Genomic DNA, 12,931 nt, shown 5'->3' on the forward strand with positions numbered 1-12,931 from the left:
ACGATCGGCGGCAGGGCCGTGTGGAGCCGACGCCGGGTGCCGGCGGGGCGGCCGTCAGGTGGGAGCGCGCAAGTGATTCATGAGGTGGACGAGGTTCTCAAAAACCTCATCGGCGGCGGGACACTGGCCGGCTCCGGTATCGACGTGTCCTTCGAGGTGCCCACCCGTGACTGGGCGGCCCGGCGCAACGGGCCCGTGGTCAACGCCTACTTGTACGACGTCCGTGAGGACGTGTCCCGGCGGCAGCGCGGACGCACCGCGCTGCGTGACGCCCGGGACGCCGTCGTGCGCCGCCGCCCGCCGCGCTGGTTCCGGCTCTCCTACCTGGTGACGGCCTGGACGAAGACGCCGCAGGATGAACACCGCTTGCTGTCAGCGGTGCTGGCCACCCTGCTGCCGCACGAACTGCTCGACGCCCGGGACCTTCCGGAATCGCTCGGTCGCCTCGGGCTGGCGGTGCCGGTGACGGTGGGCGGCAGCCAGCCGGAGGCCCGCTCCCTCGCCGACATCTGGTCCGCGCTGGGCGGTGAGCTCAAACCGTCCCTGGACGTCTCGATGACCGTGCCGTTCCCGTCGTTCCCCGACTACGACGCGGGGCCCCTGGTCACGGAGGGCGCGGCGGTCCGTATACGCGGCGTGGACGGCGGCCCGCCCCGGTCGGAGGAACGCGCTCACCGGCCCCACCACGTCGCGGCGGCCCGCGCCGCATACGAGCAGGCGGCGGCCCGCCGCACGGAGCAGTCATGAACACCTCGCCTCTGGACGACCTGCTTCCCGCGGCCGACAGCTCCGGTGCCGCCGGTCCGGCGCACTCACTTCTCGGCAGGCTGGCCGGGCTGCGGCACGCGGTGACCGCGCTGGTCGAGCACCGCTCGGCCGGCGACCCCACCGCGGACGACCCGCTGCGCGGCCTCTACGTGTCCGGGGAATCCGTGGGCCACCTGCTGCGTACCTGGCCGCGTGGAGTGCCGGACGCGCCGGCGGACACCGCGCCGGAGCCGGACGTACGGCCGGGAGGGCCGACGGGGCGGCCGGACGGCGACGACCGCCTGGCCCGGGCGGCCGCCCGGCTGCGGCTGACCGAGCTGGACACGGCCGTGCTCCTCATCGCCCTCGCCCCCGACCTCGACCGCGCCTTCGAGCCGCTCTACGGCTACCTCAACGACGACGTGAGCCGCCGCCGCGCCACCGTGGGCCTCGCCCTCGACCTGTGCGGGATGCCCGCGCACCTGCCGGAGGCCCGCGCCAGGTTCCACTTCTCGGCGCCGCTGCGCTCCCTCGGTCTGCTGGCCGTCGAGGACGCCGACCGCCCGCTCCTGTCCCGCTCGCTGTCGGTGCCCGACCGGCTCACCGCCCACTTGCTGGGTGACGACACCCCCGACGCCGTACTCCTCGGCCAGTTGCACCCGATGCCGGGACCGCTGTACGGGACGGAGCTGGACGAGGGCTTCGTCCGGCGGCTGGCCGCCCGTATCGGTAGCCAACCGTTCACCGCCTACCTTCGGGAACACCGAGAGGGCGACGCGCTGGCCACCCTTGCGTCCGCCCTGCACGAGGCGGGCGCCGACGCGCTGCATTACACGGGGCACCCGGAGCACGTCCCGGAGCTGCTGCGGGAGGCGCGCCTGACCGGCCGGGCGATAGTGGTGTGCGGCCTGCCCGAGCACCCGGGCCCGGTGGTGGCCGAGTTGACGGCGGCCACCGACGTGACGGTGCTGCTGGCCGACTCCCGTCCGTACGATCCGCAGTGGTCAGCGCACGACCCGCTGGTGCTCCAGGCACCCCGGCGGCCGGCCGGGGGCACGGCCTCCTGGCGCACCGCGCTGGGGCCGGCCGCCGACGGCTTCGATCTGGCCGGCACCGTGGCCCCGTACCACCTCGGCGGTGAACGCATCGCCCGCGCCGCCCGCGCCGCGACGGCGCTCGCCGCCTTCGACGGGACCTCGCTCACCGCCGCCCACGTACGGCTCGCCGCCCGGCAGCAGTCGGCCTCCGGCCTCGAACGGCACGCCCGCCGGATCCGCCCCGCGGTGGACTGGAGCGACCTGGTCCTGCCCGACGCCCCCCTCACCCAGCTGCGGGAACTCGCCCTGCGCGCCCGCCACCGCGACCGGGTGCTCGGCGACTGGCGGCTCAGCGCGGGCGGCGGCCGCGGCCGCGGCGTCCTCGGTCTCCTCGCGGGCGAGTCCGGCACCGGCAAGACGCTGTCCGCCGAGGTCATCGCCGCCGACCTGGGCGTCGACCTGTACGTGGTCCAGCTGTCGTCGATCGTGGACAAGTACGTCGGCGAGACCCAGAAGAACCTCGAACGGATCTTCACGGAGGCCGACCGTACGGACGCCGTGCTCCTCTTCGACGAGGCCGACGCCGTCTTCGGCAAACGCTCGGAGGTCAAGGACTCCCACGACAGGTACGCCAACATGGAGAGCGCCTACCTGCTGCAACGCCTGGAGTCCTTCGACGGCATCGCCCTGCTGACCACCAACCTGCGGGCCAACATCGACGACGCGTTCACCCGCCGCCTCGACCTGGTCGTCGACTTCCCCTTCCCGGACGCCGGGCAGCGGCTCGCCCTGTGGCGGCACGGCCTGTCGCACGTACCGCGGGCCGAGGACACCGACGCCGGCGCCCTCGCCCGGGACTTCGAGCTGGCGGGCGGCTCGATCCGCAGCGCGGTGGTCACCGCCGCCTACCTCGCGGCCGGCCGGGACGAGCCGGTCACGGCGGGCGACCTGTGGGAGGGCGCCCGCCGCGAGTACCGCAAGGCGGGCCGGCTGGTACCGGGCGAAGCGAGCTGGTGACGCGGCGGGCCCCGCCCGGCCGGCCCGCGGTCACACGGTGAAGCGGACCGCTTCCAACTGGAGGTTCCGTTCCATGGGGCTGCCGCCGTACCTCCACTTGCCGGGCTCGGTACACAGCTTGCCCGTCCAGTCCTGGTCCTTCACGCGGGCTTCGTGGCACACGGTGCCGTCGAAGACCTGGAGGGTGAACCCTTCCATCGGGGGGTCGGCGCTCTCGGTACTGCCGAGGACCATGTCCTTCACGTCGTCCTCCTTCCGCCACGCGTCGCCCTTGCGCCAGCCCTCGCCCACGTAGGCGGAAGCACCGGTGACGCCCTTGGTGCCGGACACCGCGATGTTGAGGGCCTTGACCGGCTTGCCCTGGCCCACCGTCCCCGCCTCGGCCCCGTCGCACACCGGCTCCTGCCAGCCGTCGTCCCGGACGAAGGCGCGGTAGCAGATGTGGCGGCCCGCGCTGCGGGCGACGAGCTCGCGCACCGCGGTGGCCGCGGTGCGCTCCGGGGGCTTCTTCTTGGGCTCGTCCCCTCCCCCGCCGCCCCCGTCCTTCGGCTTCTCCTGCCCGTCGCCGGACTTCTCGGACGGTCCGGCCGGCTTCTCCGGCGCCGGTGGCGGGGTGCTGATCGGCGGCGACGGGCGGGCCGGCGCGAGCTGGCCGGCCTTCTCGGGCTTCTCCCTCGCCACACTCTGCAACTGCGGCCGGTACGCCAGCCAGATCGTCACGAACGCGATCGTCAGCGCGAGCAGCAGGCCGAAGGTGGTGGCCAGCCAGCCTGGCAGGACGCCGCGCTGCACGAAGGTGCCGGCCACCTCCTCCGGCTCGGTGCCGGAGCGCCGCACGGCCAGCGCGTACGGCTGCTCCTGCTTGGAGCCGAACCAGGTGATCTGCCGGGGCCGCAGCGTCACCTTCACGAAGGCGGCCCGGCCGGGCTCGATCTGGACGTTGGACGGCCGGAGTTCGTACGAGAGCCGTTCGCCGGCGTCCTTGCCGCTGAGCGAAGCGGTGACCTTCGTGTTGCCGAGGTTGTCCACGGCCAGTCGCGGCCGCCCCCGGAACCGCCCCTTGACGGTCGGCGGCACCAGCTCGGCGCGCACCTCCGTGAAGGGGGTGATGGTGAGGTTGCCCTCGGGGACGGTGACGGCGTCCGGATGTTCCGTCGGCGTGACCCGTACCGCGTACGGATTGGGTCCCGCGGTCGCGTCCGGCGTACGCGGCGGCGCGAACGTCAGCTCCACCGTGCCGGTCGTTCCCGGATACAGCCGCAGCGACTGCGGCTCCACCGTGGTCCAGGGGGCGAGATCACCGACCGGCTCGAAGCGGTACTCGTCGACGATGTCTCCGGTGTTGCGCACCCGCAGCCGCACCGTGGTGCTGCTGCCGGGGGCGACGGTCGCGGAGGCGGGTTCCAAAGAAGTCCAAGGGCTCACGCCACGACGCTAGGAGAGGCGGCGGACACCGTCAGGAGCCCTCCGGGCAGACCCGGCTGCCCGGACGGGCGGCGCCGTGTGCCCTCGGCCCGCGGCGCGGGCACCCCGGTCACCGGCCGGCCCGCGGAGGCACGTCACCGCGCCCTTGGGGGCAGCGGCTCTGCCCGGAGCCCGGCACCCGGGGACGTTTCGGCGGCGAGGTGCGCGACGCGAGGCTGAGGACGTCCCGTCTCGTACCCCGAGGAGAGCAGAGCATGCCGTCCTACCTGTCGCCAGGCGTCTACGTCGAGGAGGTGGCCAGCGGTTCGCGCCCGATCGAGGGGGTGGGCACATCCGTGGCGGCCTTCGTCGGGCTCGCACCGGCCGGGCCCCTGAACGAGGCCACGCTGGTGACCAACTGGACCCAGTACGTCGCCTCCTTCGGTGACTTCACGGACGGGTACTACCTCGCCCACTCCGTCTACGGATTCTTCAACAACGGCGGCTCCGCCGCGTACGTGGTGCGGATCGGCGGCTCCGCCGAAGGCGCCGCCGGGGGCGGCACGGCCCCCGCCGGGGTGACCGGCCCGGCCCGCGCGGCGCAGCTGCCCGCCGCCGAGCCGAAGCAGCTCGGCGCGTTCTCCGTGGCGGCCATCGCGCAGGGCGCGAACGGCCCCCTGACCGTGGAGGTCGCCGACCCGGAGGGGGAAGGGCCCGCCGAGCGCTTCAAGCTGATCGTCAAGGACGGTGACAAGCCGGTCGAGACGTTCGACGTGAGCGCCAAGAAGAGCAACCGCTCCTACGTCGTCACCCAGGTCAAGGAGCGCTCCAAGCTCATCACCGTGACGGAGACCGCGGCGGCCGCACAGCTCGTCCGTCCGGAGAACCAGACGGTCACCCTGGCCGCGCCGCCCGCCCCGGCCCCCGCTCCCGTGCCCGCCGAGCGGGACACCACCGCGAACCCCGGCCCGGCCCAGTACCTCGGCGACTCCGCCGACCGCACCGGCTTCGGCGGCCTGGAGGCCATCGACGCGGTGTCCATGGTGGCCGTGCCCGACCTCATGGCCGCCTACCAGCGGGGCGCGATCGACCTGGAGGCCGTCAAGGCCGTACAGCTCGGGCTCATCGCCCACTGCGAGCTGATGGGCGACCGGGTGGCGGTCATCGACCCGCCCCCCGGCCTGAACGCCCAGCAGGTGCGGACGTGGCGCCAGGAGACGGCGGGTTACGACTCTAAGTACGCGGCCCTCTACTACCCCTGGATCAAGTCCTTCGACCCGGCGTCCGGCCAGGCCCGCATGGTCCCGCCCAGCGGCCACGTCGCCGGCATCTGGGCCCGCAACGACTCCGAGCGCGGGGTGCACAAGGCCCCCGCCAACGAGGTCGTACGCGGCGCCGTGGACCTGGAGATCCAGATCACCCGCGGTGAACAGGACCTGCTCAACCCCGTCGGCGTCAACTGCATCCGGGCCTTCCCCGGCCGGGGTGTCCGTGTCTGGGGAGCCCGCACCCTCTCGTCCGACCCCGAGTGGCGTTACCTGAACATCCGCCGGTACTTCAACTACCTGGAGGAGTCGATCCTGATCGGCACCCAGTGGGTGGTGTTCGAGCCGAACGACCACGCGCTGTGGGCCCGCATCCGGCGCAACATCTCGGCGTTCCTGGTCAACGAGTGGCGCAGCGGCGCGCTCTTCGGCCAGCGGCCCCAGGAGGCGTACTACGTCAAGTGTGACGAGGAGACCAACCCGCCGGAGTCGGTCGACCTGGGCCGGGTGGTGTGCGAGATCGGAGTCGCCCCGGTCAAGCCCGCGGAATTCGTGATCTTCCGGTTGTCGCAGTTCTCCAGCGGCAGCGGCGAGTTGGAGGAGTAGCCCGCCCGCCCCCGGACCCGCCCCTCGTACACCACCGCCACAAAGCCCGGAAGGACAGCGAACCCATGGCTCTCATGCAGGGTGACTCCCTCACCTCACACAATTTCGGCCTCCAGATCGACGGTGTGATGGTCGAGTACCTCTCGGAGGTCAGCGGCCTCACCATCGAACAGGACGTCATCGTCAGCCCGCAGAACACCGCGCAGGGCCACGTCGACATCAACATCCTGCCCGGCGTGCAGAAGAACGGGCAGTGCACCGTGGTGCGCGGCATGACCCAGTCGTCCTCGTTCACCCAGTGGATCAACGACTCGATCGCAGGCCGGATGAGCACGGCCCGCAAGAACGCCTCCATCATCATGATGGATTACGAGGACAACCCGGTGAAGCGCTACAACCTGCGCAACGCCTGGTGCAGCAAGATCGACGCCAGCACCCTGAAAGCCGGCGAAGCCGCCGTGCTCACCGAGACCGTCACCATCGTCTTCGAAGAACTGGTCGTCGAATAATGCGGCGCACGGCTGCCGGTGCGCCGGGCGCGGGCACGACCGCGGCGGCGCCACCGGCCCCGCAGACCGCGGCGGCGGCAGCGGAGACCCCCACTCCGCCGCCCGCCGCCGCCCCGGCCGACACCACGCCCCGCAGCCTGCGCACGGAATTCCCGTTCCAGCTGCCGCGCGGATACGTCGACGAGGCGGGCACCGCGCACCGGGACGGCGTGATGCGCCTGTCGACGGCACGGGACGAACTGGTCCCGCTGCGCGACGTACGGGTCCAGGAGAACCCCGCGTACCTGTCGGTGGTGCTGCTCGGCCGGGTCATCGTCCGCCTGGGCACGCTCCCGATGGTGCACGACGGGATCGTGGAGAACATGTTCGCCTCCGATCTCGCGTTCCTCCAGGACTTCTACCGGCAGATCAACGCCGAGGGCCACACCCGCGCCGCGGTGGACTGCCCGCACTGCTCCGAGCCGTTCGAGGTGGAACTCGGCGGGAGCCGCCTGGGGGAATCGTGACGTACGCGACCGACCGGCTGCACGAGGAGATCGCGTACGTCGCCTACCACTTCCACTGGGACCTGGACACGGTCCTGGACCTCGAACACCACGACCGCCGCGGGTACACGGACCGGATCGCGTCCTTCGTGACGCGCGCCGGGGCGGAGGACTGAGCCATGCGATTCCTGAACCGGCTACGGGGCCGGGGCGGTCGTGACCACGGTGGAGACAGTGGCGGCAGGGAGGCGGCGCGGCGTGTGCCTGACGGCACGGCAGACACGGACGGCGCGGTAGGCACGGACGGCGCGGACGGTCCGGTCGGCTTGATCGGCCTGGTCGGGAGCGGCAGCGGCGGTACGGGCTCCGCGGCCGCCTGGCGGGCGCTGCCGTCCATCCAGCGGTCCGTGGCCGACGGCCGGGCCGAGGTCGCGGACGCCGGGTTCGGCGACCGGCTGCCGACGTGGCAGAACCCTTCGTTCATGAATGTGTCCTCCCGCATCGGAGTCCTCGGCACCGCTCCCGGCAGCCTGCTTTCCGGGGCGATGACCGAGACGGCCCGGCCGGTGACCGGACTGGAACACCCGTCGAACACGCTGCCGTGGACGCCGACACCGGCGGAGCCGGTGGCACGGCGGACACCGGTGATGCGGCTGCGCGCGGTGGAGGTGGGGAGGGCGGGTGCGGGTGGGGGTGCGGGTGCGGTGGGCGTGGGTACGGGTTCTGGTGCGGCGTCGGCTTCCGCTGCCGGGCCCGCCGGGCCTGTCGGACCTGTCGTTCCGGTTCAGCGGATTGGGAGGGCGCGGCCTTCCGTCGGCGCGGGTCGGAACGGGGCTGCTGCCGGGCCCCGGCCGGCCTCGGCGGTCTCGGCCGCCCCGCCCTCCCCGGCCACCGCTGGTGCTCGGAGGAACCCGAACCCGGGCAGGGCCGCGAACACACCGGCCGTACGAGAAGCGTCGACGACGCGGGAGCACCCGCCGCCGGCTGCGGCCCGGCGGACGAGCCCCGCCGAACCATCGGCACCGGCGACCGCACCCGTCACGTCCGTATCTCCGGTGGCGCCCCGGGACGCGCAGGTACCTGCTCCGCCCCCGGCCCGCGGCGTCAGCGTGACGCCCACCTTGCCCACCCCCTCCGCTCCGTCCCGGCTACCCCTGACCAAGGCGCCGGCCGGGCCGAGAGCCGTGCAGCGGCGGGTCCTGCCGGCGGCGCGACGAAAATTCACCTCCATGGCAGGGACGCCCGCCACGAGGGCTGCCCGGGAAACGAGCGGCGTTCCCGGCGAGTCCGGAGCCGCCGCAGTGTCACCGTCCGAGGACGGCCGACGCGGAGCCGACACCGATGCGCCTGCACCCGGCGGAGCGTCCGCATCGCGCGGTCGGGAGGGCACCTCGGCTGCCGGCCCGACAGTACCCAACACCGTACGGCCCACCAGTTCAGAGGACACGACTCCGACGCCGCCTGCCGGCCCCGACTCCCCTGAACCTGACGCTGGGCACGGAGCGGTCCGCCCGCGCACGGCGGCCACCCCGCGCGACAGCGGCACCTCGGCCGTTCCTCCGCGCGCACTACCCCGCGTGCGGGACGCCGCCTCCGGCCCGGTCTCAGCCCCGGACCCGCGGGGAGCAACTACTCCTGTTACACGGCCAGTTCAAGAGGCCAGCTCGCCCCCGCCCCCGGCCCCTCCAACCACGGCTCCGTCCCCTGCCAGGAATACGGCCTCCGCGCACGCCCCCTCCGGGGGCTCCAAGGGCACGCCCACCACGTACCCGGCGGCCTCCGCCACGTCGCACCGTACGGTTCAGCGCAGCGTCACCCGTACGGTCGCGAGAACCGGCCTCGGTGCCCCGGTTTCGTCGACACCGGCACCCTCGTCGCCGACCGCCGAACCCCAGCCCCCTTCGCCCCACCCCACCACGCCCACGCATTCGCACCCGCACCCGCACACCTCTCCGAGCAGCCCACCCCATACGCCCATAAGCCCCGCGCAGCGTCGTTCCCCGCTGGGCGCCCCGGTCACCAGCGTGCCCGTGGACGCCACGCCCCTGGCCAAGCCTTCCGGCCGTACGGACGCCCCAGTACCTGCCGGGCCTCCGGCCCCACTCCCCGTGCCTCAGACGGCCGAGCCCCCGGCCACCCAGCGGCCCCCGATAGCCCCCGCCCCCACCATCCAGCGCCGCGCCACGCCCCCCAAGGCCGTACCACTACACCGCCCCACCGCCCCTCGCCCCCTCCCCGTGACCGCTTCCACACCGCCCCCGGCCGCACCATCGTCCCCTCTCCCGCTCCCCCACACCCACGGGGCCGGCGGCATCCCGGCAGCCGCGCCTCCCTTGATCGTCCAGCGCACCCAGAACTCAGTCACCGGCGCGTTCGCCGCCAAGGCCACCCCCGCGGGGGCGGACGCGCCCCAGGTCCGGGCTCCGCACCGGTCGGCTGCTCCCGGCGGCGCGGAGCCCTCCGGGGGCGGTTTCGATCCGCGTGCTCTTACCGACTTCCAGCTCGACGAGTTGGTGCACCGGATCATCGGCCGCGTGACGCGGCTGATCCGCACCGAGTTGCGGATGGACCGCGAGCGGATCGGCAGGCTCCGCGACCCCCGCCAGTGACCGCCCGCCGTACCTGCGGCAGACCGACAGCACCGACAGTCCCGAAAGAAAGGCCCTCCGCGATGTCCCGCCAGGACCCGGGCTCCTCCCTCTGGTTCACCCTTTCCATCGACGGCGAGAGCCTCGGTTACTTCAACGGGTGCGACGGGCTGTCATCGCAGGTGGAGACGGAGCAGCGGCAGGAGGGCGGCAACAACGGCTTCGTCTGGCAGTTGCCGACCCGCGTCACCTTCTCCACCATCCGGCTGACTCGTCCCCTCACTCCGGACACCACGAAGGTCGCCAAGTGGATCTCGTCCGTTCAGACAGGCATCAAGCGGCCCACCGCCCAGATCACGGCGCTGCGCGCGGACGGCTCGGAGGTCGCGCGCTGGGGGCTGATCGACGTGCTGCCCGTCAGCTGGCAGGGTCCCGCCCTCGACCCGGCCACTCCGGCGGTCGCCACCGAGGTCCTGGAGATCGCCCACCACGGGTTCACCGACTGAAGCCCCTGACCAGAGAAACGAAGAGACGGCCTCCATGTCCAAGAGCAGCAAAGGCGCCGGCAAGAGCCTGGTCCGTGCCACCCTCGCCATTCACGAGCCGCCGCTCGGTACCGGTACCAGTCCGGGCGCGCTCATCAAGACGTTCGACTTCGACTTCAACCCGGCGCAGCTGTCCCTCAGCCGTGCCGCGCAGTGGAAGGTGACGCCGACCATCGCGGCACGCTACGGCGCCCGGCCGGAGTTCATGGGGTCGGAGCCGCGTGCGATGTCCTTGGAGGTCTTTCTCGACTCCTCCGACCGGCCGACCAGCAACACGGTGTTGAAGAAGGTGGCGGCGTTGCTGAGCTGCTGCGTGGTGACTCCCAAGAGCCTGGCGTCCAAGAAGCCTTCTCCTCCGTGGGTGGTCTTCCAGTGGGGTTCGTTCTCCACGGCGCGGTTCACCGCGTACGTCAGCTCGGTCGACGCGTCCTACACGCTGTTCGGGACCACCGGCGTGCCCATCCGCGCCACCTGTCAGCTGCGGCTGAACGAGATTCCCCGCAAGACGAAGCGGCAGAACCCGACGTCGGGCGCGCTCACCGCGCAGCGGGTGCACCAGGTCGTCGCCGGGGACTCGCTCCAGTCCCTGGCCTGGCGGGAGTACGGGGACGCGGCCGCGTGGCGGGCGATCGCCGAGGCCAACGGCATCGACGATCCGTCCCGGCTGCCGACGGGCACCGAACTCGTGCTGCCTGCCGCCGAGGAGGTGCGTCACTGATGATGGGCCCCGCCACGTCCGCCGTCATCCAGGTGTCCATCGGCGGCGACAAACTGCCCGACGACGCCGTGGAGGCCCTGGTCGACGGCTGGGTCGACCAGGGTGCCGGGGTGCCCGCCGCCTTCGAGCTCACCTTCCGGGACCCGTACCGGGTCATGCTCGGCCGGCTGGGCGCCACGTTCGGCACCCCGGTCACCATCGCGACCGTGACCGACGGCCAGGGTGCCGGCGACACGCTGCTGACCGGCGAGGTCACCGGTTTCGAGGCCGATTACGACGGCACCGGCACGTTCACCGTCATCCGGGGCTACGACTTCGGGCACCGGCTCATGCGCCGGCGCCGGGTGGCGGCGTACCGGAACCAGTCCGCTTCCGACATCGCCAGGAAGCTGGCCGCGCAGGACGGCGTGCCGATCGGCACGATCCAGTCGACGAAGACGGTGTACGAGTTCATCAGCCAGTCGAACGTCAGTGACTGGGACTTCCTGGCGCGGCTGGCCGACGAGAACGAGTCCGTCATGTCGATCGACGCGAAGGGCAGGTTCTGTTTCGTCAGGCCGGAGCCCGCTTCTGGGGCGCCCGCGCCGAGCCTGGAGGGCGAGGACCCGCTCGACCTCAAGGCCGGGATCGACATCCTGCGGCTGCGGGCCGCCGTCACCGCCGCCGACCAGGTGGGCAAGGTGGAGGCGCGGGGCTGGGACGTCGCCCAGAAGAAGGCGCTCAGCTCGGTCTCGCCCGCCACGGACAACCCTGGCTTCGCCATCGGCGAGACGCCCGGCAAGGCCGCGGGGAAGTTCAAGGCGGGCAAGCTGGTCGAGACCTCGGTTCCGTACGACAAGTCGGCCGAGGTGCGGTTCGCCTCCGATGCCCTCGCCGACGACGTGACCGCGGCCTTCGCCGAGGTGGAGATCGTGGTGCTGGGCAACACGCGGCTGCGGCCGGGGGTGCCGGTGACGCTCTCGGACACCGGCGCGCCCTTCGAGGGCAAGTACACGGCGACGTCCGTGCGGCACGTCTTCGGCGACGGGAAGCACTACGAGGCGTGGGTGACCGTCAGCGGCCGGCAGTGGCGTTCGCTGTTCGGGCTGGCCTCCGGAGGGGGCGGCACGGGCACCGGCCCCAAGCTGCCGAGTGTGGCCAACGCGCTGGTCACCGACGTGAACGACCCGCTCAAGCAGGGCCGGGTGAAGCTGCGGTTCCCGTGGTTGGACGACACGTACGTCAGCGACTGGACGCGGACGGTGCAGCTGGGCGGCCTCGGCGGCGGCGGGGTGTTCCCGATGGACGTCAACGACGAGGTGCTGGTCGGGTTCGACCGGGGTGCTCTGGACCATCCGTTCGTGATCGGCGGTCTCTACAACGGCAAGGACAAGCCGACCGTGGTGGGGGACGTGCCGCTGCACGACACCGTACGGAAGAAGGCGTGCCGGCACACCGTCTCCGACCGGGACGGCAACCGTATGGATCTGCTCAGCCAGAAGACCGGCGGCCGCAAGCAGGGTGTCCGGCTGACGTCCGGCGACAAACGGCTGACGATCAACCTGGACCGGACGAAGACCGAGATCGTCGTGGACAGCAAGGGGGCGGTCACCATCAAGGGCAGCCGGTCGGTGTCCGTGGAGGCCGGCACCGACCTCACGCTCAGTGCCCGGCGGCGGCTGAGCCTGCAGAGCGGCGGCCTGCTGAGCATCAGGAGCGGCGGCCCGCTCACCATCGACTCCACCGGCCTGATCAACCTCAAGTCCGCGGGGCAGATCGGGCTCACCACGGGAGGGGCCCTGAACATGACCGCGGGCGGCATCGCGACCCTCACCGCGGGCGGTTCCCTCCAGCTCACCTCCGTCGCGAACATGATCAACGGTGCCAAGACCACCATCTCGTCACCGCTCTTCTTCGCCGCCGTGACACCGCCCCTGCCGATGGCGGGGTGAGCGGCGTCTTCCGTCCCGGGGCCGGAGAGCCCATCCGTTTCCCTGTCCCTGTCCCTGTCCGTGTCCGTGTCCGTGTCCG

At 72.4% G+C, this 12,931-nt stretch carries 11 protein-coding genes; 10 read left to right on the forward strand and 1 reads right to left on the reverse strand.

Annotation, left to right across the window (positions count from 1 at the left end):
• Positions 1-72 precede the first annotated feature (72 nt).
• Positions 73-747: a DUF4255 domain-containing protein gene (locus ACH4OW_RS16570; RefSeq protein WP_398028350.1), complete on the forward strand. Its 675-nt coding sequence runs from the start codon at positions 73-75 to the stop codon at positions 745-747.
• Positions 744-2,801 carry an ATP-binding protein gene (locus ACH4OW_RS16575; protein WP_398028352.1) on the forward strand — a complete coding sequence of 686 codons (2,058 nt, stop codon included), beginning with the start codon at positions 744-746 and terminating at the stop codon, positions 2,799-2,801. Before ACH4OW_RS16570 ends, ACH4OW_RS16575 begins: the two co-directional genes overlap by 4 nt.
• Positions 2,802-2,831: 30 nt before the next feature.
• Here ACH4OW_RS16575 and ACH4OW_RS16580 read toward each other — a convergent pair whose 3' ends face one another.
• Positions 2,832-4,226: a hydrolase gene (locus ACH4OW_RS16580; protein ID WP_398028354.1), complete on the reverse strand. Its 1,395-nt coding sequence runs from the start codon at positions 4,224-4,226 to the stop codon at positions 2,832-2,834.
• Between the two features lie 254 nt (positions 4,227-4,480).
• Here ACH4OW_RS16580 and ACH4OW_RS16585 point away from each other — a divergent pair, with 254 nt between their 5' ends.
• The 8 genes from ACH4OW_RS16585 (at position 4,481) to ACH4OW_RS16620 (ending at position 12,852) form a co-directional block, all read left to right on the forward strand.
• Positions 4,481-6,076, forward strand: a complete 1,596-nt coding sequence (locus tag ACH4OW_RS16585; protein WP_398028355.1) for a phage tail sheath subtilisin-like domain-containing protein — start codon at positions 4,481-4,483, stop codon at positions 6,074-6,076.
• A 65-nt stretch (positions 6,077-6,141) separates the two neighbouring features.
• Positions 6,142-6,585, forward strand: coding sequence for a phage tail protein (locus ACH4OW_RS16590; RefSeq protein ID WP_360136505.1), 444 nt, complete (start codon positions 6,142-6,144; stop codon positions 6,583-6,585).
• Positions 6,585-7,091 carry a hypothetical protein gene (locus ACH4OW_RS16595; RefSeq protein ID WP_398028357.1) on the forward strand — a complete coding sequence of 169 codons (507 nt, stop codon included), beginning with the start codon at positions 6,585-6,587 and terminating at the stop codon, positions 7,089-7,091. The genes ACH4OW_RS16590 and ACH4OW_RS16595 overlap by 1 nt, the downstream gene beginning before the upstream one ends.
• Positions 7,088-7,246: a DUF6760 family protein gene (locus ACH4OW_RS16600; RefSeq protein WP_398028359.1), complete on the forward strand. Its 159-nt coding sequence runs from the start codon at positions 7,088-7,090 to the stop codon at positions 7,244-7,246. The genes ACH4OW_RS16595 and ACH4OW_RS16600 overlap by 4 nt, the downstream gene beginning before the upstream one ends.
• 2,157 nt (positions 7,247-9,403) lie before the next feature.
• On the forward strand, positions 9,404-9,679 hold the full coding sequence (locus tag ACH4OW_RS16605; RefSeq protein ID WP_398028361.1) for a hypothetical protein: 276 nt from the start codon (positions 9,404-9,406) through the stop codon (positions 9,677-9,679).
• A 62-nt stretch (positions 9,680-9,741) separates the two neighbouring features.
• Positions 9,742-10,164, forward strand: a complete 423-nt coding sequence (locus ACH4OW_RS16610; protein ID WP_360136509.1) for a phage tail protein — start codon at positions 9,742-9,744, stop codon at positions 10,162-10,164.
• A gap of 34 nt (positions 10,165-10,198) precedes the next feature.
• Positions 10,199-10,921: a LysM peptidoglycan-binding domain-containing protein gene (locus ACH4OW_RS16615; protein WP_398028363.1), complete on the forward strand. Its 723-nt coding sequence runs from the start codon at positions 10,199-10,201 to the stop codon at positions 10,919-10,921.
• Positions 10,921-12,852, forward strand: coding sequence for a VgrG-related protein (locus tag ACH4OW_RS16620; RefSeq protein ID WP_398028365.1), 1,932 nt, complete (start codon positions 10,921-10,923; stop codon positions 12,850-12,852). The genes ACH4OW_RS16615 and ACH4OW_RS16620 overlap by 1 nt, the downstream gene beginning before the upstream one ends.
• Positions 12,853-12,931 lie beyond the last annotated feature (79 nt).

This window comes from Streptomyces sp. NPDC017056, assembly GCF_044332485.1.
Classification (GTDB): Bacteria; Actinomycetota; Actinomycetes; order Streptomycetales; family Streptomycetaceae; genus Streptomyces.